The organism is Sporomusa termitida, assembly GCF_007641255.1.
GTDB classification, from domain to species: Bacteria; Bacillota; Negativicutes; order Sporomusales; family Sporomusaceae; genus Sporomusa; species Sporomusa termitida.
The window spans coordinates 3,469,881-3,492,788 of sequence record NZ_CP036259.1 but is presented as its reverse complement, the minus strand read 5'-3'; the positions used below and the strand labels follow the sequence as shown (position 1 = coordinate 3,492,788).

General features: G+C 55.0%; 18 protein-coding genes. 17 read left to right on the top strand and 1 reads right to left on the bottom strand.

Features of this window, described 5'->3' with window-relative positions:
* Positions 1 to 59: 59 nt before the first annotated feature.
* The 15 genes from SPTER_RS16385 to rd all read left to right on the top strand — a co-directional run bounded on the left by SPTER_RS16385 (position 60) and on the right by rd (position 20,121).
* Positions 60 to 2,129 (top strand): DUF5693 family protein, encoded by a 2,070-nt coding sequence (locus tag SPTER_RS16385; protein ID WP_144351355.1) that lies wholly within the window; start codon positions 60 to 62, stop codon positions 2,127 to 2,129.
* On the top strand, positions 2,122 to 3,210 hold the full coding sequence (csaB, locus tag SPTER_RS16380; protein ID WP_144351354.1) for a polysaccharide pyruvyl transferase CsaB: 1,089 nt from the start codon (positions 2,122 to 2,124) through the stop codon (positions 3,208 to 3,210). Before SPTER_RS16385 ends, csaB begins: the two co-directional genes overlap by 8 nt.
* Before the next feature lie 57 nt (positions 3,211 to 3,267).
* Entirely contained in the window at positions 3,268 to 4,113 is an 846-nt protein-coding gene (locus SPTER_RS16375; RefSeq protein WP_144351353.1) for a YitT family protein, read from the top strand.
* Positions 4,114 to 4,512: 399 nt separating this feature from the next.
* A complete protein-coding gene (locus SPTER_RS16370) occupies positions 4,513 to 5,355 on the top strand; it encodes a transketolase (protein WP_144351352.1) in 843 nt (280 codons plus the stop codon).
* Positions 5,356 to 5,542: 187 nt separating this feature from the next.
* Complete coding sequence (locus SPTER_RS16365; protein ID WP_144351351.1) at positions 5,543 to 6,484, top strand: transketolase family protein; 942 nt, start codon at positions 5,543 to 5,545, stop codon at positions 6,482 to 6,484.
* Between the two features lie 80 nt (positions 6,485 to 6,564).
* Positions 6,565 to 7,305, top strand: a complete 741-nt coding sequence (locus tag SPTER_RS16360; protein ID WP_144351350.1) for a site-2 protease family protein — start codon at positions 6,565 to 6,567, stop codon at positions 7,303 to 7,305.
* Between the two features lie 131 nt (positions 7,306 to 7,436).
* Positions 7,437 to 8,123, top strand: a complete 687-nt coding sequence (ftsE, locus tag SPTER_RS16355) for a cell division ATP-binding protein FtsE (protein ID WP_144351349.1) — start codon at positions 7,437 to 7,439, stop codon at positions 8,121 to 8,123.
* Positions 8,113 to 9,000, top strand: a complete 888-nt coding sequence (gene ftsX, locus SPTER_RS16350; protein ID WP_144351348.1) for a permease-like cell division protein FtsX — start codon at positions 8,113 to 8,115, stop codon at positions 8,998 to 9,000. The genes ftsE and ftsX overlap by 11 nt, the downstream gene beginning before the upstream one ends.
* Positions 9,001 to 9,017: 17 nt before the next feature.
* A complete protein-coding gene (locus tag SPTER_RS16345; RefSeq protein ID WP_144351347.1) occupies positions 9,018 to 10,148 on the top strand; it encodes a murein hydrolase activator EnvC family protein in 1,131 nt (376 codons plus the stop codon).
* Between the two features lie 129 nt (positions 10,149 to 10,277).
* Complete coding sequence (locus SPTER_RS16340) at positions 10,278 to 11,387, top strand: S41 family peptidase (protein ID WP_246105327.1); 1,110 nt, start codon at positions 10,278 to 10,280, stop codon at positions 11,385 to 11,387.
* A gap of 228 nt (positions 11,388 to 11,615) precedes the next feature.
* Positions 11,616 to 12,860, top strand: coding sequence for a PDZ domain-containing protein (locus SPTER_RS16335; RefSeq protein ID WP_144351345.1), 1,245 nt, complete (start codon positions 11,616 to 11,618; stop codon positions 12,858 to 12,860).
* 69 nt (positions 12,861 to 12,929) lie between these two features.
* A complete protein-coding gene (gene uvrB / locus SPTER_RS16330) occupies positions 12,930 to 15,044 on the top strand; it encodes an excinuclease ABC subunit UvrB (RefSeq protein WP_144351344.1) in 2,115 nt (704 codons plus the stop codon).
* Positions 15,045 to 15,231: 187 nt separating this feature from the next.
* Positions 15,232 to 18,066 (top strand): excinuclease ABC subunit UvrA, encoded by a 2,835-nt coding sequence (uvrA, locus tag SPTER_RS16325; RefSeq protein WP_144351343.1) that lies wholly within the window; start codon positions 15,232 to 15,234, stop codon positions 18,064 to 18,066.
* 24 nt (positions 18,067 to 18,090) lie between these two features.
* Entirely contained in the window at positions 18,091 to 19,887 is a 1,797-nt protein-coding gene (gene uvrC / locus SPTER_RS16320) for an excinuclease ABC subunit UvrC (protein WP_144352949.1), read from the top strand.
* A 75-nt stretch (positions 19,888 to 19,962) separates the two neighbouring features.
* Positions 19,963 to 20,121 carry a rubredoxin gene (gene rd / locus SPTER_RS16315; protein ID WP_144351342.1) on the top strand — a complete coding sequence of 53 codons (159 nt, stop codon included), beginning with the start codon at positions 19,963 to 19,965 and terminating at the stop codon, positions 20,119 to 20,121.
* A gap of 380 nt (positions 20,122 to 20,501) precedes the next feature.
* Here rd and SPTER_RS16310 read toward each other — a convergent pair whose 3' ends face one another.
* Entirely contained in the window at positions 20,502 to 21,041 is a 540-nt protein-coding gene (locus SPTER_RS16310; protein WP_144351341.1) for a DUF3231 family protein, read from the bottom strand.
* Between the two features lie 149 nt (positions 21,042 to 21,190).
* Here SPTER_RS16310 and SPTER_RS16305 point away from each other — a divergent pair, with 149 nt between their 5' ends.
* Both SPTER_RS16305 and SPTER_RS16300 read left to right on the top strand, forming a co-directional pair.
* The gene (locus SPTER_RS16305; protein WP_144351340.1) at positions 21,191 to 22,204 is read left to right on the top strand and encodes an alpha-hydroxy-acid oxidizing protein; all 1,014 of its coding nucleotides are present in this window, start codon (positions 21,191 to 21,193) and stop codon (positions 22,202 to 22,204) included.
* Entirely contained in the window at positions 22,198 to 22,737 is a 540-nt protein-coding gene (locus SPTER_RS16300) for a methylated-DNA--[protein]-cysteine S-methyltransferase (protein WP_144351339.1), read from the top strand. Before SPTER_RS16305 ends, SPTER_RS16300 begins: the two co-directional genes overlap by 7 nt.
* The last annotated feature ends 171 nt before the right edge of the window (positions 22,738 to 22,908 follow it).

Here is a 22,908-nt window from a genome sequence, read left to right as displayed (position 1 = left end):
ATCTGGTAATTCAATTGAAACCGCAGGTAGCTGGCAGTTTCAAAAAGGGTGGAGAGATTTTGACAACCTTTACATATAATAAGCTGTTAATCGGCCTCATCATCATCGGGCTGTTGGCGGCCGGGGTAGTTGCCTGGCAGCGTTACCAGGTGGAACAGGCGAATTCCACTGTGGAACTGGTCATGGAGTATGAAGACCTTGTGGAACTGGCCCAAATTGAAGGTATTCAAGCTGACAGCCTGCTGGCCCGGTTTAAGGCCGCCGGCATTACCTCCCTGGCGGTATATGAAACCACTCTGGAAAAGCTTAATAAGAACGGCAAGGTAACAGCACTGCCCGGTGCGGATATTCTCCACCAGAATCGTACGGGTACGCTTACAGACCCGTTCTGGCAAAATTTGCTGGCCGAGGGCAGGATTGCAGCGGAAGACGTGTATGTGGCCGGGCAGGATACCAAGGTTTTCGCCGAAGTCCAGAGCGATCTGGAACGCCGCCTGGGGCCGGGCCGGGTTACCTTACTGGCCGGCGGGGACCGGCCGGTGCTGGCCGCCAAAGCCAATTTTGAGAAAGCAGTCAAATGGAATTTGGGCTTGCCGGCCGATGAACTGGCTAAGGTTGACGAGCTTGGCTTTTATGTAGTGCCCCGGCCGACTAACTATACCAAGGTGACCCCGGCTGATGTCAATGCCGTATTCGGCCGTTTAGCCGGCATAAAAAATCTGAGTGCCATGATTTTCGTGGGTGATGAAGTCTTAGGCTATCCTGATTTGCTGCCGCTTACTGCCAGGCATTTTAAAGAACGCCGGCTCACCCTGGCGATGATCGAACACCCGCTGCAATTACAGTTTTTTAAACAGGAGGGTCTGACTGAACTGGCTGCCGCCAATAACTATCAGGCCGCCCGGGTGTACACCATCCCTAAGGATGAGCAGCCTAAACTTAAAGCGGCTGAGGCGATTCGCCGCTGGACGGTCACCGACCAGGAACGCAATATCCGGATCAATCTGATGCGCAAGTATGATAAGCCTGAGCCGGGCAAGACCCTGCTGGAAACGAATCTTGACTATGTGGCTGGTGTCAAGGCGGAACTGACGGCAGCAGGCTTCACTATCGGGAAGGCAACGACCTTTACGCCCTACTTTCCGGCACCATGGCTAATTGCTGTTATTGTGCTTGGAGCGACAGCGGCCGGGGTGCTTTTCTTATCCCTGATTATTCCTTTTGCTGCCCGCTGGCAGTACGCCCTGGTGGCGCTGCTGGCAGTAGTACTGATATTCCCGGTGCTGAGCGGCGGCGGCACCCTAAGCCGGCAAGCGGTCGGTTTGGCCAGTGCTATTATTTTCCCGGTGCTGGCCATGATCTGGCAGCTGGACCGCTGGCGTGCCCGGGAACTGGCCGGGGACTTTGGCCCTTCTGCCGGTATTGGCCGGGTTATTAGCGGCGGCTTGAGCGCGCTTGCTGCTACGACCCTGTTGTCTTTAGCCGGCGGGCTGTATTTAGGGGCTGTACTCAGTGATGTGCGGTTTTTTCTGGAGATGGAGATATTCCGCGGCGTAAAGCTGACTTTTGTCGCCCCGCTTATATTAGTCGCTGTCGCCTATCTGGCCAGGTATAATCTGTTTGAGCAGGTCTGGTCGGCGGATGCCCGCGGGTTATGGCGCCAGGTCGTTACCATCCTGAACTACCCGGTGACGATGAAAGCCTTGCTGTTTGTTGGTGCCGCTGCTTTTGCCGCCTGGGTATTTATTGGCCGTTCCGGGCATACTGCCGGTGTACCTGTGCCGACGGCCGAGCTTAAGCTCCGGGCGCTTTTGGAGCAGCTAATGTATGCCCGGCCGCGGGGCAAAGAGTTTCTCATCGGCCATCCGGCATTTTTACTGGCGGCAATGGCTATCTGGCATCAGTGGCCGCGGTTTTTCCAGTTTATTTTCGTAATAGCGGCTACCATTGCGCAGGGATCGCTGGTGGAAACGTTCGCGCATTTGCGGACGCCCATTTTCATGTCGGTCATCCGGGGTCTGGATGGCTTGCTGTTAGGGGCGGTGATTGGTACCGCTGCCGTTGTCGGCGTATATATCCTCCAGGTTGTAATTGCCCGTTTGGGAAGGAGTCCGGCCGCTAATGAGTGAAATTGTTGTTTCAGGCTATTATGGATTTGCCAATGCCGGTGACGAGGCGATGCTGGCAGCCATGATTGAGGCTTTAATCGATATTGACCCTGCTATCCGGATTACCGTTATCTCCGGCGATCCCGAAGATACCAGGCGGCGCCATGGCGTTGGCGCCGTCTACCGGCTTAATTATCCCGAAATCGCCAGGGTTATGTCCAGAAGCCAGCTATTAATCAGTGGCGGCGGCAGTTTGCTCCAGGATGTGACCAGTGACCGCAGCCTCTATTATTACCTCAGCATTATGATGCTGGCCAAGAAGCTGGGTAAGCCCGTCATGCTGTACGCCCAGGGCATTGGTCCGGTACAGGGAACCCTGGCCCAGGGCGCGATGCGTTATATCGGCAATATGGTGGACATGATTACTGTGCGTGACGACGGGTCTTACGAGGAGCTCAAGCGGCTCAAGGTAACGGCGCCCCCCGTTTATATCACGGCCGATCCGGTATTGGCCATGCATCAGGTTGACCGGCAGATCGGCCGGTCAATTCTGAAACAGCATGGGCAGGAGGGGGTGGCGCCCTTAATCGGCATCTCCGTCCGGGAGTGGAAGGACTGGAGCCATTTTAAACAGGTGCTGGCGCATGCCGCCGATCAGATGATTGCCGAATTTGGCGCCCGGGTCGTTTTTATTCCCATGCAGTGGCCTGATGATCTCAGTGTCTCCCAAAAAATCGCCGGCCGGATGAAAAATAAGAGCAATGTGCTGCCTGGTGAATATAGTACCAGTGAGCTGCTCTCGCTGGTCGGCAATCTGGATCTGCTGATTGGCATCAGGCTGCATGCGCTGATCTTTGCCGCTGTTATGCATGTACCTATGGCCGGCATCTCCTATGATCCTAAAATTGACCGGTTTCTGGAAACGATTGGCGAAAGGCATTGTGGCACGCTTAAGACCGTAACGGCTGACAAACTGCTGGGCCGGGTGCGTGAACTGTGGACAGAACGCAAACAGACCAATCATAAGCGGGTGGAAAATATCAATATTTTACGGACTAAAGCTTTTCAAAACGCCGAACTTGCGCTCAGTCTGATTAAGTGAGCTTAACCGTTCCGGGAATGGTGTTCAGCTGATTCATGAAGAAATAAGGGGGGAGCAATGGTGAAATGGAAGTGGCTCAGGGACTATGCAGGGATTGGGCTGGGCACGGTTATTACCGCGCTGGCACTTAATATCTTCTTAATTCCCAATAAGGTTGCCGCCGGCGGCACCAGCGGCCTGGCCACAGTCCTGCATCATACCTTCGGGCTGCCGGTGGGGCTGACCATGCTGGCGCTTGACATTCCCATGTTTCTACTGAGTCTTAAGATTTTGGGGGCCCGTTTTGGCGTGAATACCCTGTTTGGTGCCGGCATACTGGCGGTAAGCATTGATTTTACGGCCCCGTTTGTGCCTGTTTTAACGCGTGATCTGCTGCTTAATTCCATCTATGGCGGGGTGCTGGCCGGTGTGGGTATGGGCATTGTTTTTAAATTTAAAGGAACCACGGCGGGCACCGATCTGGCCGCCGCGATTATCAATAAACTGACAGGCATCAGCATCGGCCAGGCGCTGCTGGGTGTTGATTTTTTTGTTATTGCCCTGGCGGGTGTTGTGTTTGGCAGCGCCGAATTGTCGTTATATGCACTTATTTCTCTCTTTGTTACAACCAAAATTATTGACCTGGTCCAGGAAGGCCCCAGTGCCGCCAAAGCTTTTTTTATCATGTCTTCTTCCTCCGGCGAGGTGGCTGATGCCATTATGGCCGAGCTGGGCCGGGGCGTTACCATGCTGGCCGGCCGCGGCGCCTATACCAAGTCTGAGCGTGATGTCGTCTTCTGTGTGGTTAGTACCCGGGAGGTATCCCATATCAAGGACCTGGTCTACCGGATTGACCGTCAGGCCTTTGTGATTGTGGCGGATGCTCACGAAGTCCTGGGCGAAGGCTTCTCCTCCCCGCGCTGAAACGGGCGATAAACGCCCACCTGCTTCGTTGCTCCTCAGAGCGTTTGCTTGCGTACGTCAGTACGCGGCGCGGCACGCTCTTCCGGTGCGCCTCGCATCTGGGCATTTCTCGCCCGTTTCAGGCCCTCGGCATTTTCGGTGCTGGATGCAATTTTAGATGGGCGGGACGGGGAAACGGACTCGTCCACTATGCGGACATCGGGATTGACGGGAGTGGCGGGGGTGGGGGGGACGGCCTCGTCTGCGATGCAGACATTGGGGTTGGCGGGGGCAGCGGGGTGACGCCCTCGTCCGCGTGCGGACATTGGGGTGACGGGACGGGGGGGCTGGGGCGTGTTTGCCTGCCGGAATTGCAATATACATAATTTAGATAAAGACTAATAGGGGGTTTATGAAAGTATGGTAAAGAAGTTGACACCGGAGCAGCTCGAGGAGCTGGCCAGGCGGGCCAAGTCCATCAGGCGCAATATTGTAAGCATGGTGACGGAAGCCAAATCAGGCCATCCGGGCGGTTCATTGTCTGCTGCCGATATTCTTGCGGTGCTGTATTTTGCGGAGATGAATGTGTCGCCGGCGCAGGCGAAGGATGCTGACCGCGACCGTTTTGTGCTGTCGAAGGGGCATGCGGCGCCGGTGCTGTATGCTACGCTGGCGGAGAAAGGGTATCTGCCGGTGGCGGAGCTGCTTACCCTGCGTAAGGTTAACAGCCGGCTGCAGGGGCATCCGGAGATGAAGGCGATTCCCGGGGTTGATATGTCGACCGGTTCTTTGGGACAGGGGCTGAGTGCCGCCAATGGCATGGCCCTGGCGGCCAAGATTGATGCCCGCGACTACCGGGTTTATGCCCTGCTGGGCGACGGTGAGCTGGAGGAAGGGCAGATCTGGGAGGCGGCTATGTTTGCGGCTCATTACAAGCTGGATAACCTTACCGCCTTTGTCGATTTCAACGGTCTTCAGATTGACGGCGCTGTGGCCGAGGTTATGTCGCCGCTGCCGATACCGGAGAAATGGCAGGCCTTTGGCTGGCAGGTGCTGGTCATTGACGGCCATGACCACCAGGCGATCTATGAAGCCATTCAGACCGCCAAGACGGTAAAGGACAAGCCGACTATGATTGTCGCGAAAACCGTCAAAGGCAAAGGCGTCTGCAAAATGGAGAATGTCGCCGACTGGCACGGCAAAGCCCCCAGCCGGGAAGAATGCGAACTGTTCTTGGCAGAGCTGGAAGGACTGGAGGATTAAACCCCCACCGTTCTTTTTAAAAAACTATGAATATACACGCGGGTGGCTATGAATGTCCAGATGCTAGGCGCGACGAGGACGTGACCGCAGTCGTACTGGGAAGTACGTCGGAGGGAACGCCCGCAGGAGCAACAACGCAGATGGGCGTTCAGAGCCGCCCGCCCACGAAAGAGGTGCAAGGTAAAACATGGCTAACCAAGCGACTAGGGACGCCTACGGTCTGGCCCTTAAGGACCTGGGCGAGCGTAATAAAAATGTCGTGGTGCTGGACGCTGATTTGTCCAAATCCACGAAGACCAATGTATTTGCCAAGGCTTTTCCTGACCGTTTTTTTAATGTCGGCATTGCCGAGCAGAATCTGATGGGTACTGCCGCCGGCCTGGCAGCTGCCGGGAAGCTGCCTTTTGTATCCACCTTCGCCATGTTTGCCACCGGGCGGGCGTTTGAACAAATCCGCAACTCCATTTGCTACCCGAAGCTTAATGTTAAGATTGCCGCCACCCATGCCGGGTTGACGGTTGGTGAGGACGGTGCCTCGCACCAGTCGGTTGAGGATATTGCTATTATGCGGGCGGTACCGAACATGACGGTTATTGTTCCGGCCGATGGCACGGAGACGAGACAAGCCATTGATTTTGCCGCCGAGTACCAGGGGCCTGTATATATCCGTTTGGGCCGGGCCGCAGTACCTGATCTGTTCGGTGAGGCGTATCAGTTCCAGCTTGGCAAAGCCGCCCTGCTGACCGACGGCGTGGATGTGACGATTATTGCCTGCGGCATTATGTCGGCACCGGCCCGCCAGGCGGCCGGGCAGCTTATTTCCCGGGGAATCAGCGCCCGGGTGCTGAATATGGCTTCGATCAAACCGCTTGATAAAGAGGCCGTTATTGCTGCGGCCCGGGATACCGGAGCCATTGTTACCTGTGAAGAGCACAGCATTATCGGCGGCCTGGGCAGTGCCGTGGCTGAAGTCGTTGTGGAAAACTGCCCGGTGCCGCTGGAAAGAGTCGGGGTTATGGATACTTTTGGCGAATCAGGCACACCCGGTGATCTGCTGAAAAAATATAATCTGACCGAGGACGCGATTGTTGCTGCCGTCCAGAAGGCCGTCAGCCGTAAAAACGCCTAAGACGGCTGAAGCATGAAAGAAGCCCGCCCCTGCATATGTATTATGTAGGGGCGGGCTCAATTTTTTTTAGGAGGGGTTGTGTGAACAACTGGACAGTAATCAACCTGGCTCGCCGGGTGCTGCGCCGGGCCGGGATCGGGTTTGTTGGTCTGCTGGCGTTGATACAGATGGGCGGCGCCCTGTCGACAGCCGCCTCCATGCTGGTGTCGCTGGCTTTTTATGCGCTGGCCTTCGGGGGCCGGTTTGCTCTGGGGTTTATTCTGCTTTTACTGGTCCATGAACTGGGGCATGTTGTCGCTTCCCGCATTGTCGGCCTGCGGGCCACCGGGCCGACCTTTATCCCCTTTATCGGCGCGGTCATTAGCTTAAACCGGGCCCCGGTCAATGCCAAAATGACGGCTAATATTGCGATTGGCGGTCCGGCGGCCGGTACCCTCAGTGCTTTGCTGTGCCTGGCATTTTATTTCTGGAGCGACAGTATGCTGATACTGGTACTGGCATACACGGCCTGCCTGCTTAACCTGTTTAACCTGATTCCCTGCGCGCCGCTTGACGGGGAACGCATTGCCGCTGCCATCTCCCCCCGCCTGTGGTGGATTGGCAGTCTTGTTATTGGCGGTGTTTTTCTGTATACCCATAATATATTCATCTTAATTATTTTCCTGTTTTCCCTGTTTGAGTTGTGGCGGGGGGAAGAGCATCAGGACAGTACTTATTATCAGCTGACGGCCGCCCAGCGGCTCAAAGTGGCCTGGTGGTATTTCGGCTTGCTGAGCGTACTGGGAGTAACCACTTTATATACGATGGAATTGCTGAAATAATGTAATATTCTGGAAAAAATACAGCTGTCAGGGAATGATTATTATCAAAAATTAAGGAGGTTTTTCCCAAAACATGTCGAATACAACAAATTGCTTTAAGTCGTGTAATTAACGTTGGAGGTACTTTAGGATTGATTACCATGAGTGAAGTGTCGAAAGTATATCATAACGGCTCGGTCGCTTTAGCTGATGTTTCCGTAGAGATTGGCAAAGGGGATTTTGTTTTTGTAGTCGGTCCGAGCGGCGCAGGCAAATCGACCTTCATTAAACTTATTTTCCGGGAAGAACTGCCTACCAGCGGGCGGCTTGTCGTTAACGGGCGTAATGTTGTTGCGATGACAGCCGCCGAGGTGCCTTATCTGCGGCGGGGCCTGGGCATTGTCTTTCAGGATTATCGTCTGCTGCCGAATAAAACCGTCTTTGACAATGTGGCTTTTGCCATGCAGGTGATTGAAGCGTCGCGGCGGGAGATGCAAAAGCGCGTTCACAATGTGCTGGAACTGGTCGGCCTCAGGCATAAATTGCGTACATATCCGTCAGAACTGTCCGGCGGGGAACAGCAGCGGGTCGCCATTGCCCGCGCTATTATCAACAATCCGGTGGTGGTGATTGCCGATGAGCCCACCGGCAATCTTGATCCTGATACCTCCTGGGAGATCACGAAGGTATTTGACAGAATTAACAAAGCCGGCACCACCATTGTGATGGCTACTCATGATAAGACGGTGGTTGATGCCATGAAGAAACGGGTGATTGCTATTGAAAAAGGCCGCATTGTTCGTGATCAGGTAAAAGGGGCTTATGGTTATGAAGATTAGAACCTTTGAATATTTTGTGCGGGAGGCTATTTCCTCACTCCGGCATAACGGCCTGATGAGCATTGCCTCCATTAGTACAGTAGCGTTGTCGCTGCTGATTTTAGGCATGTTTTTAATTATGATCCTTAATCTTAACCATATGGCCTCAACCCTGGAAACCCAGGTTCAGATTACCGTATATCTGGAGGATTCCTTATCCGACCGGGACATGCGGGCGCTTGGCACCAGGATAACCAAGCTGAACGGGGTTACGCAGGTTATGTTTGTCGATAAAGAGCAGGCGTTGGTTAAGTTTAAAGACAGACTGGGTGAACAGCAGGGACTGCTCACCGCCCTGGGGGATACCAACCCGCTGCCTAACTCTTTTGAGGTAAAGGTGGACAGGCCTGAGGATGTTAAGCCGGTAGCGGCGGCAATCAGCCGGCTTACCGGGGTCGAAACCGCCAAATATGGTCAGGAAGTGATTGAACAGCTATTCAGCCTGACAAAAATGATCAGGATCGTCGGCCTGCTGCTGATTGGCTTTCTGGCGCTGGCCGCCTTGTTTATCATTGCCAATACCATCAGAATTACTGTGTTTGCCCGCCGCAAAGAGATCGGCATTATGAAGTATGTTGGGGCAACCGACTGGTTCATCCGCTGGCCGTTTATGATTGAAGGCATGATCTTAGGGTTTGGCGGCGCCCTGTGCGCGGTGCTGGTCCTGAGCCAGACCTATAGCGCCCTGACCGAAAAAGTTTACGAATCACTGGCCTTTCTGCCGCTGATTCCGAAGAGCCCGTTTTTAACCCATATCAGTATAGTGTTGTTAGTCGTGGGGGCGGCCATTGGCGCCCTGGGCAGTACGATTTCACTTCGCCGCTTTATGAAGGTGTAACAGGAGGGAGAACCCTTGTGAGCAAACGAATATTGTCTTTAGGCCTTGTTGTCCTGCTGACGGCCAGCGTAATTGGTACGGCGCTGGCTGATGAAATTGATCAAAAACAGCGGCAGCTGCAGACCGTTCAGCGGGAGATGGCGGCCCAGCAAAGCCGGGCCGCCCAGGCGCAGCGGCAGGTTGACAGCGTATCGGACCAACTGCGGACAATTCAGGGCGACCTTGATAGCGCAGTTGCTGAATATAATGCTATTTTAGCCAAGCTGGCAGCGACGGAGCAGCAAATCGAGGTAAACACCGAATTGCTGGCTAAGGTTGAAAAAAACCTGGCTGAGCGCAGCCAGATTCTCAATAAACGGATGCGTGACATTTACAAAAACGGGCAGGTTAATTATCTGGATGTGCTGTTGGGGGCTGCCGATTTTACTGATTTTACCACCAGGGCCGATTTGCTCAAACGGGTCGTTAATCAGGACCTGGCCCTTGTGGCCCAGGTTAAGGCCGAACGGGAGCTGGTTGTGCAGAAACGGGCCGAGCTGGAGCGGGACAAGGCGGCCATCGCCCAGCTCAAAGACCAGGCTGCAGCCAAAAGACTGGTTATTGAAGCCAGCCGGGATGAACGGGAAAGAGTGCTGGATTCGGCGGTGCAGGAACGGGATACGGCCGAGCGCGCCTACCAGGAATTAATGGAGACCTCGCGTCAGATCGAGCAAATGCTCCGTAATATCCAGACCGGCGGCCCGGCCGGGGCGGCAGGCGGCAGCGGCGCGCTGATCTGGCCGGCCGCCGGCCCGATTACTTCCCCCTTCGGCTGGCGTGTACATCCGATCTTCGGTACGCAGCGTTATCACAGCGGGATTGATATCGGCGCCGATTACGGGGACTCCATTCTTGCTGCCGACAGCGGTACCGTTGTCTTCAGCGGCTGGATGGGCGGTTATGGCAAGGCCGTTATTATCAATCATGGCGGCGGCATCTCGACGCTTTATGCCCACAACTCGGAACTGCTGGTGGAAGAAGGGTACCGGGTGCAAAAGGGACAGCTGATCTCCCGCTGCGGCAGCACCGGTTATTCAACCGGGCCGCACCTGCATTTTGAAGTCCGTGAAAATGGTACGCCGGTCAGTCCGCTGGGATATCTGCCCTAGCGCAAGAATATTTATCGGCAATTTGACATATAGTTAAAAATATAAAATGAAAAGGGATAAGTCCGGTATTGAACCCGCGACTTCAGCGAGGTGTATTGATTGAGCCGCCGTAAAATAATTTTTGGTGCAGTGCTATTGGTTTTAGTGACATTTTTGACAACCTCGGCCGGATTCCTGTACCTGATGAATGCCTGGTCCTCGGATGTGATCAGCACTGTCCGGGTATTGCGGGCCCTGCAGGTTGTCAAGGCCCGCTATGTTGAGGAGGTCCCGGTTGAGACCCTGATGGCCGGGTCCATCAAAGGGATGGTCAATTCCCTGAATGATCCGCATTCTATTTATATGGATGCCAAAATGTTTAAAGAATTCATGATTGAGACCGAAGGGTCTTTTGGCGGCGTGGGCATTGTTATCGGCACCAAGGATAAACTGCTGACCGTTGTGGCCCCGATTGAAGGTACCCCGGGCGAAAAGGCCGGCATCAAAAGCGGGGACCAAATTCTCAAAATTGACGGTCAGGATACCAAAGACCTGGCCCTGGACGAGGCTGTCAGCAAAATTCGCGGCCCCGAAGGCAGCAAAGTTGTGTTAACTATTCTGCGGGGCCAGGAACTGCAGGAATATACCCTGACCCGCTCGAACATCCAGATTAAAACTGTCGCCGGCAGAATGCTGGAGAACAACATCGGCTATATCCGGATAGCGATGTTTAATGAAAATACCGGCAATGATTTTATCCACAAATTGCAGGAGCTCGAACAGGAAGGCCTCCAGTCGCTGGTGCTTGACCTGCGGGATAACCCGGGCGGGCTGTTGGATGAAAGTGTTAAAGTTGCCAGCCAGTTTGTACCCAAAGGCCCGGTAGTCTCTGTGGTTACCCGGGACGGGCACCGGGAGACTCATTCCTCCCATCTGCCGGCCGCGAAATACCCGGTAGCTATCCTGGTTAACGGCGGCAGTGCCAGTGCCTCGGAGATTGTGGCCGGAGCTGCCCAGGATACCGGTGTGGGTACCCTGATCGGCACCAAAACGTACGGCAAAGGGTCTGTCCAGACTGTTATCCGTCTTGATGAAGGCTCAGCCATTAAACTGACGATTGCCAAATATCTCACCCCGAAGGACCGGGCGATTAATGGCGTCGGCATTGAGCCTGATATTCAGCTGGAATTGACCGAAACCCAAGACAATAAAGATATACAGCTTGATAAAGCGGTTGAGGTTTTGAAAAGTAAAATGTAGGGATCAGGTTGGTTTATAGTGACTATAGACCAACCTTTATCTTCCTTCCCGGCCTGGTCCTTCATCTCCCGCAAAACCAATGATAATTGCGGAGCTTTTCCGCACTGCTTCGTTGTCGTCGCATTACAGATTGCCGAGCGAAAAAATCTACGCCAATTATTCTATCGGTTTTAAGAAAGACGAAGTACTGTATTCTCCGGACTAAAGCTTGTTTGAGGTGAGGACAACTTGTTTCCGTGGTCAGATATTACGCTGCTTATTATCCGTGGGGCCCTGGGGATCATCTTCAATTTTAATTTCCTGCTGATCCTGGCGCTGGTGGGCTATCAGTACTGGCAGACCCAGAAGCGGCAGCTGCAGATGTTTGGTGTGTATAACTACACCTTGTCCCAGCAGATCCTGCTGGCCGGTTTTTTTGGCCTTATCGGCGGCATAACCGGCAGCTTGTTGTTAACCCTGGTCGGCGTTACCCTCAATCAGCTGGGGCTGGCCTATATCTGGCCGGTAGCTTTGCTGCTTATGTTTATCAATATGCGGTTTTTATGTTTTGCCTATGCCGGCGGTCTGGTGGCTCTGGCCAGTGTGCTGTTTGGCTGGCCGGAGGTGGATGTGCCGCAGGTACTGGCCCTGGTGGCTGTACTGCATATCACGGAGAGCCTGCTGATTGCCATCAGCGGCGGCTACAGTTCGATGCCGATGATTATCAAAAAGGCTGACGGCCGGCTGGTCGGGGCTTTCAGCCTGCAGAATTTCTGGCCGCTGCCGCTGGTGATCCTGGCCGCGGTGGCCGTGCCGACCGGGAACGCCGCCGGCGGCGGTATGATCAATATGCCTGAATGGTGGCCGTTGCTGCCGTTGGCTGAGGAACCGCCGGCCGGTTCCGGCTGGGTCTATGTCATGGCCCCGGTAGTGGCGGCCCTCGGCTATACCGACATGGCCATCGCCAGTCTGCCCCGGCAGCGACGGTGGCGGTCGGCCCTGAATCTGGCGATATACAGCCTTGTTTTGTTAGCACTGGCGTTGCTGTCGGCGAAATATTCCTGGCTGATGGTGATTGCCGCCCTGCTGTCGCCGGTTGGCCACGAACTGCTGATTCAACTGGATAACCGCCGGGAACTGCAGGCCCCGCCCCGGTTTGTTCCCCCGCCTTACGGCATTATGGCCCTGGATACGGTTGTCGGTACACCGGCCGCCAGGATCATTAAGCCGGGTGATATTATTACCCATCTGGCCGGTATGCCTGTTAACAACCGTTTCGAGCTGGCCGCTGCCATCAGTCACACGCCTGACCAATTCAGCCTCAGCCTGGAGCGGGATGGCCGGACCCTGGTGAAAGAGGTCCGGTTTACCCGTGGTCAGCGGCGGCTGGGGATAATTCCGGTGCCGGACGGGGACGAGCAGTTTTATGCGGAAATGGCGACTGAGCGCTACGGGCTGCTCGACTGGGTGCTTGATAAACTTAAACGCCGCTAACAGAGGAATGAATCGCTAGATGCCGCCAGTCTGGCTGGCGGCAAGTTAAAAGTCGGTGAGGTGAGGCGAATGGCAACTGTACCCAAACTTAATACTGTCCATACGGAAGGGGGGATTCCTTTTACAGTGGAAGCCCCGTTTATACCTACCGGTGATCAGCCGGCCGCGATTGTCCAGCTTGCTGACGCTATCCAGGGCGGTGACCGGGCGCAGGTCCTGCTGGGGGCTACCGGTACCGGCAAAACCTTTACCATTGCCAAGGTTATTGAAAAGGTACAAAAACCGACCCTGGTGATTGCCCATAACAAAACACTGGCCGCGCAGCTGGCCAGCGAGTTCAAGGAATTTTTTCCCAATAATGCGGTAGAGTATTTCGTCAGTTATTATGACTATTATCAGCCGGAAGCCTACATTGCCCAGACCGATACCTATATTGAAAAAGATGCTTCCATTAATGATGAGATAGACAAGCTGCGCCATTCGGCCACCAGTTCGCTGTTTGAGCGGCGTGATGTCATCATTGTCGCCAGCGTGTCCTGTATTTACGGCTTAGGCTCTCCCGATGAATACCGGGGGCTGGTGCTGTCACTGCGGCAGGGCCAGATCAAAGACCGGGATGAAATCCTGCGCAAGCTTGTGTCTATCCAGTATGAGCGCAATGACTATAACTTCAGCCGGGGCACCTTCCGGGTGCGGGGGGATATTGTTGAGATTTTCCCGGCTGCTTATGGCGAGAAGGCCTTACGGATCGAATTGTTCGGTGATGAGGTCGAACGGATTCTGGAGATTGATACCCTCACCGGCGAGATTATTGCCGAGCGTAAGCATATTGCTGTTTATCCGGCTTCCCACTATGTAACGTCGCGGGAAAACATGCTGCGGGCCGTGCGGGATATTGAGAGCGAGCTTGAGGAACGCCTGGCCTGGCTGCGGGCTAACGGCAAGCTGCTGGAAGCCCAGCGCATTGACCAGCGCACCCGCTATGACCTGGAAATGATGCTGGAAATGGGTTACTGCTCAGGGATCGAAAATTACTCCCGCCATCTTACGAACCGCCGGCCCGGTGAATCCCCGTTTACCCTTGTTGATTATTTTCCGGAAGACTTTCTGATCGTGATTGATGAGTCGCATGTTACCCTGCCGCAGATCCGGGCGATGTATGCCGGTGACCGTTCGCGCAAAGAGGCTTTGGTCGAAAATGGCTTCCGGCTGCCGTCGGCGTTTGATAACCGGCCGCTGACCTTTGCTGAGTTCGTGGCCCGGATCAACCAGATTGTTTATGTCTCGGCCACACCCGCCGCCTATGAACTGCAGGAAGCCAGCCAGGTAGCCCAGCAGGTTATCAGACCGACAGGCCTGATTGATCCGGAGATTGAAGTACGGCCCATAAAAGGGCAGATGGATGATCTGCTGGCTGAGATTAAGCTGCGGGCTGCCGGCAATGAGCGGGTACTGGTAACGACCCTGACGAAAAAGATGGCGGAAAACCTGACCGAATACCTGAAGGGCATGGGGATCAAGGTCAATTACCTGCATTCCGATATTGCGACAATTGAGCGGGTGGAGATCATCCGTGACCTGCGCGCCGGTGTCCATGACGTGCTGATTGGCATCAATTTGCTGCGGGAAGGGCTTGATTTGCCGGAGGTATCCCTGGTGGCCATTCTGGATGCCGATAAAGAGGGCTTTCTGCGGTCCGAGACCTCGCTGGTGCAGACCATTGGCCGTGCCGCCCGCAATGCCCACGGCAAAGTCATTATGTATGCCGACCATATTACCGACTCCATGCGCCGGGCGATGGGGGAGACCGAGCGCCGCCGGGAGATTCAGCTGGCCTACAATGTTAAACACGGCATCACCCCGCGGACCATTGAAAAACGGGTGAAAGAGCTGATTGAAACAACTAAGGTGGCCGAGACGCCTGCCGCCTACAAAACCGACCGCATCGGCAATATGGGCCGGGACGATATGCTGGAACTGGCCGCCAATCTGGAAAAAGAAATGCGCCAGGCCTCTAAGCTGCTCGAGTTTGAGCGGGCGGCCGAACTCCGGGATATGATTGTGGAGCTCCGGCAAAAAGCCGGGGCCGGACCGGCCAAAGCCAAAGCCACCGGCGGCAAAGCACCAAGGCGCCAGAAAAATACAAGGAATGAGCCGCCAGACAGCAACAGAACCGTAAAATAGACCCAGACACCCGGCGTTATTGCCGGGTGTATATTATATTGATATTGTTCCTGGTCATTTGGAACAGGATAAGGCCAGCATTTTTGTTAACAGTGAATGCTACCATTATGCGGCGAATACTGGTATAATAGTAAAGTCGAATAATCAATATCAGTTAATAGATAGTAGCATAAAGAGGGGAACCACCATGACAGACAGCATTATTATTAAAGGTGCCAGACAGCACAATTTAAAAAATATTGACATAACAATCCCCCGGGACCGGCTGGTCGTTATCACCGGTCTGAGCGGTTCAGGCAAGTCCTCACTGGCCTTTGACACCATCTATGCCGAAGGGCAGCGCCGCTATGTGGAGTCATTGTCGGCCTATGCCCGGCAGTTTCTGGGCCAGATGGACAAACCTGATGTGGATTATATAGAAGGCTTGTCGCCGGCGATCTCGATTGACCAGAAGACTACCAGCCGCAACCCGCGGTCGACAGTCGGTACGGTAACTGAGATCTATGACTACCTGCGGCTGTTGTTTGCCCGGGCCGGCCGTCCCTATTGCCCCAAATGCGGCAAGCCTATCAGCCAGCAGACGGTGGAGCAGATCGTTGATCAGCTGCTGGCATTGGGTGAGGGGGCCAGGCTGAGCATTATGGCGCCGGTGATACGCGGCAAAAAAGGCGAGCATCAGAAAATCCTGGAAGACATCCGTAAGAACGGGTATGTCCGGGTGCGGGTGGATGGTGAGATCCGCGATATTACGGAAGAGATTAAGCTGGAAAAAAATAAGAAGCATACCATTGAGGTGGTTGTCGACCGGATTGCGGTCCGGGACGGCGTAGCCGCCCGCCTGGCCGATTCTATCGAAACGGCCCTTAAACTGGGCGGCGGCATCCTGACGGTTGCTGTCGGCGGCACCAATGAGCTGATGTTCAGCCAGAACTTTGCCTGTGTGGACTGCGGCATCAGCCTGCCGGAGATTGCGCCCCGGATGTTTTCCTTCAACAGCCCCTTTGGGGCCTGTCCCGCCTGCACCGGTCTGGGCAATAATCTGGAGATCGACCCGGCCCTGGTCCTTCCCGATCCGGGCAAAGCCTTTATCGACGGGGTCATTGCCCCGCTCAGCAAGAGCTCTAATTCCTACTTTATGTGTCAGCTGGAGGCGGTGCTCGAACACTTCGGGCAGACGCTGTATGACAGCTGGGAACAGACGCCCGGGCCTGTCCAGGAGGTTATCCTCAATGGCGCCGGTCAGGCAAGATTTACATTCCGCTATGAGAATATGTATGGTGAAACCAAAACCTATCATTCGACTTTTGAAGGGGTTATCCCCCTGTTGTCCCGCCGCCACCGTGAATCAACCTCCGACTGGGCCCGGGAAGAGATTGAAGAGTATATGAGCTCCAAGCCCTGCCCGGCCTGCAAGGGGGCGCGGCTGAAGCCGGAAGCGCTGGCAGTCCGGATCGGTACCAGGAATATCAATGAAGTGACCCGGATGACGGTAGCGGAATCGAAAGAGTTCTTTGGCCAACTTGAACTGACGGCCCGCGAAGCGGTGATTGCCAATCAAATCCTCAAAGAAATTAATGCCCGGCTGGGTTTTTTACTCAATGTCGGCCTCGATTATCTGACCCTGGACCGGGCGGCCGGTACGCTTTCCGGCGGGGAAGCCCAGCGCATCCGGCTGGCCACCCAGATTGGTTCAGGGCTGGTGGGGGTGCTCTATATCCTGGATGAGCCCAGCATTGGCCTGCATCAGCGCGACAACAACCGGCTGCTGGCTACCCTGAAGCACATGCGGGACCTGGGCAATACGCTGCTGGTGGTGGAACATGATGAGGATACCATGTATGCCGCCGATCACATTATTGATATCGGCCCGGTGGCCGGGGCCGGCGGCGGCACGGTTGTCGCCCAGGGCACGGTGGCAGAGATAAAAGCCTGCGCCGAATCGGTCACCGGCCAGTACCTGAGCGGCCGTAAAGCCATTCCGGTCCCGGCGGTGAGGCGTCAGCCCAATGGCAAATGGGTGGAGATTATCGGCGCCCGGGAGAACAACCTGAAAAAACTGAACGCCCGCTTTCCCCTCGGGGTATTTACCGCCGTTACCGGGGTGTCCGGCTCCGGCAAAAGCACCCTGGTGAATGAGATTCTCTATAAAGGCCTGGCCAGTCAGCTGTATCGCGGCAGCCATGCCCGGCCCGGGGCGCATGAAGGTCTGCGCGGCCTGGAATATATTGACAAAATTATTGATATCGACCAGTCGCCCATTGGCCGTACGCCGCGTTCCAATCCGGCAACCTATACCAGCCTGTTTGATAATATCCGGGAGGTATTCAGCCAGACGCCGGAAGCCAAGATGCGGGGCTATAAACCGGGCCGGTTCAGCTTTAATGTCAAGGGCGGCCGCTGCGAGGCCTGTAAAGGCGACGGTATTATCAAGATCGAGATGCACTTTTTACCTGATGTGTATGTGCCCTGCGAGGTTTGTAAAGGGGCCAGGTATAACCGGGAGACCCTGGAGGTCCGCTATAAAGGCAAAAGTATTGCCAATGTGCTGGCTATGGTTGTGGATGAAGCGGTTGAGTTTTTCCAGAACATCCCCAAGATCCACCGCAAGCTGCAGGTCCTGCAGGATGTTGGTCTGGGGTATATCAAACTGGGACAGCCGGCTACCCAGCTGTCAGGCGGCGAAGCCCAGCGGATTAAGCTGGCGACTGAGCTGGCCCGCCGCAGTACCGGTAAGACCCTGTATATTCTGGATGAACCGACGACCGGACTGCATACTGCCGATATCCACAAGCTGCTGGAGGTATTGCAGCGGCTGGTCGACGGCGGTGATACGGTAATCGTGATTGAACACAACCTGGATGTAATCAAGACTGCCGATTATGTTATTGACCTGGGCCCGGAGGGCGGTAACCGGGGCGGGACGATTGTTGCCCAGGGCACACCGGAGCAGGTGGTGGCTGTGCCCCAGTCCTATACCGGTCATTATCTGGCCCCGGTGTTAGCACGGGGACCGCGGCAGTAAGGGAGGGTGCCGGCTATTTCTACCATTGCTGCTGTTGTTGAGGAAAAATTGGCGCTGCTGCCTGATAAACCCGGTGTTTATCTGATGAAGGACAATAAAGACCGGATTATCTATGTCGGCAAGGCTGTCAATCTGAAAAACCGGGTGCGTTCCTATTTCCAGTCCAGCCGCAAGCAGGCGCCGAAAGTACTGGCGTTGGTAGCGCGGATTGCCGATCTGGAATACATCATTACCGCCTCGGAGATTGAAGCCCTGATCCTGGAATGCAATCTGATCAAAAAACACCGGCCCAAATACAATATCAGTCTCCGGGATGATAAAACCTATCCGTATATTAAGGTGACCAAGGAGGACTATCCGCGGGTGTATGCCACCCGTAAGGTGGTTAAGGACGGGGCCCGCTACTTTGGTCCCTATACCAGTGCCGGGGCCGTACATGAAACCCTGCGGCTGCTGAAGACGCTGTTTCCGCTGCGCTCCTGCCGGCGGCTTGATGCGAAGCGGCCTTGTCTTGAACATCATATTAAACGCTGCCTGGCTCCCTGTGCCGGTAAGATCGATCAGGCCGCCTACGGGGAGATGATTAAGGCGGTGGGGCTGTTTCTGGAAGGCCGCAGTGATGCTGTTGTTAAAAACCTCCGGCGGCTTATGGCGGCGGCGGCGGCGGAACTGGCGTTTGAACAGGCCGCCAGGCTGCGTGACCAGCTCACGGCGGTGGAAAAGATTATCGAAAAGCAAAATATTGTTACAGGCAGCGGTGATCAGGATGCGGTCGGCCTGGCCCGGTCGGCCGCCGGCATTTGCGCCCAGGTTTTCTTTATCCGCAGCGGTAAAATGGTGGGCCGCGACCACTTTATGCTGGCTGGTGGCGAAGATGAGACCGATGAGGCTATCCTGGCGGCTTTTCTCAAGCAGTATTATAGTAAGGCAGCGTTTATTCCCCGGGAAATCCTGCTGCCGCTGGCTGTGGCTGAGCAGCAGCTCCTGTCAGACTGGCTGAGTTCAGTCAAAGGCAGCCGTGTGCAGGTGGAAACACCGAAACGGGGGACGAAAAAGGATCTGGTCAATATGGCGGCAGGCAATGCGGCCAATGTATTGCAGGAGCAGGCCGTGCGGCAGGAGGCTGACTTTGACAAAACAACCGGGGCGGCGGCTGAACTTGGACACTATTTAGGTCTGCCGGCAGCTCCTGACCGGATTGAGTGTTTTGACATCTCCCATATTCAGGGTTCGGAAACGGTAGCCTCCATGGTGGTATTTGAGGGCGGACAGCCGAACAAAAATGAGTATCGCCGCTATAAGCTGAAAACAGTGGAGGGCAAGCCTGATGATTTTAAGTCGATGCAGGAGGTCGTGGGGCGGCGATACCGGGAGGCGCTTACCAAAGGCCCTGTTCCCGATTTAATCATTATTGACGGCGGCAAGGGCCAGCTTAGCTCCGCCCTGCCGGTGATTCGCGCGGCCGGGCTTAGTACAGTACCGGTTGTTGGTCTGGCCAAAGAATTTGAGCATATTTTTTGCGAGGGCAGCAGCGAGCCGGTGATCCTGCCGCGCCATTCCCAGTCACTGTATCTGGTGCAGCGCATTCGCGATGAGGCCCACCGCTTTGCCATTACCTATCACCGGCAGCTGCGCTCGAAACGGAACCTGGTGTCCGTTCTTGACCATATCCCCGGCATTGGTCCCAAACGGCGCAAAGCCCTGTGGGATCACTTTGGCAGCCTGGCTAAGATTAAAGCCGCGGCAATCCCCGAACTGACAAAGGTAGAGGGGATGAGCACACCGGCCGCCGAGGCGGTGTATAACTTTTTCCGCCGGTAATTTAGTTTGCAATCCTGTTCCATAAATAGTAAAATATAGACAGGCATTTCAATTAGCGAAGAGGAGTGATTGTCAGTGGAAAAATATAAGTGTATGGTATGCGGTTATGAATATGATCCAGCAGAGGGTGATCTGGACCATGGCGTTAAACCGGGAACGGCCTTTGCCGATGTTCCCGAGGATTGGCAGTGCCCGATTTGCGGGGTAGGCAAAGATCAGTTTGAGAAGCTGTAATAGATAGAAAAAAGTCGCGCCGGGCGCGACTTTTTTTATACTATGAGAATTTATAAATTTTGCGAGGCTGAAAGTCCTTATAAAATAAGGGGACCAAGGTCAATGCCCAGCTTGAGCAGAGACGGTGCCCCCGCACCCCCGGTAACCCCCCCGGCCCTTTGCCGGAAAAAGCGTTCCGCAGGAGAAAAGCCGGGCGGTATGCCGTTAAGAAATCCGTACTGTTTGAGCGCAGCGAGTTTCGGATTTTAGGAATACCGCCCGGCTTTTCAGCTTTTGGAGGCTCTGGGCCTAGACTTTTTGTTACTTTTGGGGCAATGCCAAAAGTAAAACCAAGCCCTTTATTCCACCGTTTTAGGGCTGACAAGCTACTAAAGAGAGAACTAATGAGAAATTTTATTAAGATGCGGCAGCCAGCCTTTTTTCAGCATAAGCTGTAATAAGCGGTAGTCAAAGTCCAGGCCGTCATCCAGGGCCTTACGGTACATGAGGGCGACATCCAGCTGATAGGACTGGTGCAGGCCGGTCAGGATGACCGCTTGCGAAGCCTTGGCCATTGTGCCGACGGCAATGGCGATTTCCCTGTCGGTCAGCCGGGCATCGTCCGGGATATTAAGCGGTGAATCGTGCAGGTTGCGTTTGATAAAATGGAAACCCGGTGTGTGGCCATCAGTGCTGGCCAGCTTGTCTTCCGCCTTTTCGATAGTCATTGCCACATGCTGGTCAATCGCTTCCTTAACAAGGGCCTTAAGCTCCGGGTCATTGGTATGATTGTACATCACCTGCAGGAGCGAGATGTTGAAGCGGCCCTGAGCAACGACGCCGTATAAGCCGGCAGCCTCAATGTAGTTTAAGGGCTCTTTGTCAAAAATGGAATTGATAATCGTGCGGGTTTGCGAATTAATTTTGTCCATCACAGTCATAACATGACCTCCTCAACTCAACGGTTGTCTTAATTGTAATATGGTCAGGTTAATAAAATTTATACCTGTTAGCCACCGTTCGGCAGGAATTTACCGGCTAAAAAAGAATTTCAACAAAAGACAAATGTTTCACTGGGGAGGGAATCTGTATGGATATAAATACAATTCACAGGTCAGCGAAAGCAAGGTTTCGCGGCGCCTGCCGGGTGTGCCCGGTGTGCAACGGGACTATCTGTGCCGGCGAGGTGCCTGGTATGGGCGGCCTGGGTACAGGTGCAGCCTTTCGTCATAATATACAGGCGCTGGCTGAATGCCGGCTGAACTTAAGGACCGTTCACAGTGTGAAGAAGCCGGATCTGGCCTGCCGTATTCTGGGATTGGATTTGGCGCTGCCGGTGATTGGTGCCGCCATCGGCGGTATTGCCCTTAATATGAATGGGGCCATGGCGGAGGCGGAATACACCGCCGCGATCATCAGCGGCTGCCGGCAGGCAGGCACGATCGGCATGACCGGCGACGGCCCGGTGCCGGTTGTCTTTGATGCCGGCCTGGATGCCATTGGCCGTGAGGATGGCTGGGGCATACCGGTTATTAAGCCGCGGGACACCGATAAAATCGTGGAGCTGGCCAAACAGGCCGCCGCGGCCGGGGCCCCGGCTTTCGGTATGGATATTGACGCCGCCGCCCTGGTGAATATGACCAATGCCGGTCAGCCTGTAGGCCCCAAAACCATTCAGGAGCTTGCATACATTAAGAACCATACGCCCATTCCGTTTATTGTCAAAGGGATCATGACCCCTGATGATGCCGAAGCCTGTTGGCAGGCCGGGGTTGATGCCATTGTTGTTTCCAATCATGGGGGGCGGGCGCTTGATCATACACCCGGTACAGCTGAAGTGCTGCCTTATGTGGCTGAAGCCGTCAAAGGCAAGATGACAGTCCTGGTGGACGGCGGTATCAGAAGCGGGACTGATGTTTTGAAGATGCTGGCCCTGGGCGCTGATGCCGTGCTGCTGGGCCGGCCGCTGGCGATTGCGGCGGTAGGCGGCGGTGCTGACGGGGTAGCGTTTGTTCTTAATAAATATAAAGCTGAGCTTAGTGCGGCGATGATCCTGACCGGTACAGCCGGGCTGAGTGATGTGCCTGTGGAAATATTATGGTAGAGCCGGCAAGCCTTTATGGCAATACCATCACCACCGGCTGGGGCCTGGTGGCTGCCGTCTGGTCTGACACCGGCCTGTGGGCCCTGGGTTTTCCGCGGCCGGCGGCGCAACTGGCGGCTGCTGATATCCAGCGCCCAAATGGCAAGGTTATGCCGCTGGCTGCCGGCCATAAGGCCGGCCTGTGGTCGGAGCAGCTGGCCGGTGATCTGAGGCTGTATTTTCAGGGCTTTCCGGTCACGTTCTCGGTTCCCGTTGACTGGCGGTTCTACAGCCCCTTTCAGACAGCCGTTCTTAAATTTACGGCAGCAGAAATCCCCTATGGGACCACGGTCAGCTATCAGGCGGTTGCCCGGGCTGTCGGCAACCCCGGGGCCAGCCGGGCCGTGGGCGGGGCGCTGCATAATAACCGCACCCCCCTGGTCGTGCCGTGCCACCGGGTAGTGGGAGCCAATGGCCGTCTTACCGGCTTTGGGGGCGGGCTGGAGATGAAAAAAGCGCTGCTCATCCTGGAAAGCGGCGGCAGTTTGCTGTAAAGCAGCTGGATGAGGGCGATAGCTGCCGGACCGGCATAGCGAAAACCTAGCTGCCGGTGAGGTCTGAACCCCAACTGCCGGTTAGTCACAGGCTAAAAAAAATGTTGCGGGAATTTTGCCCGGTGGGATATAATAATAGATACCGGTCCGATATGGAAATGGTGATTCGGC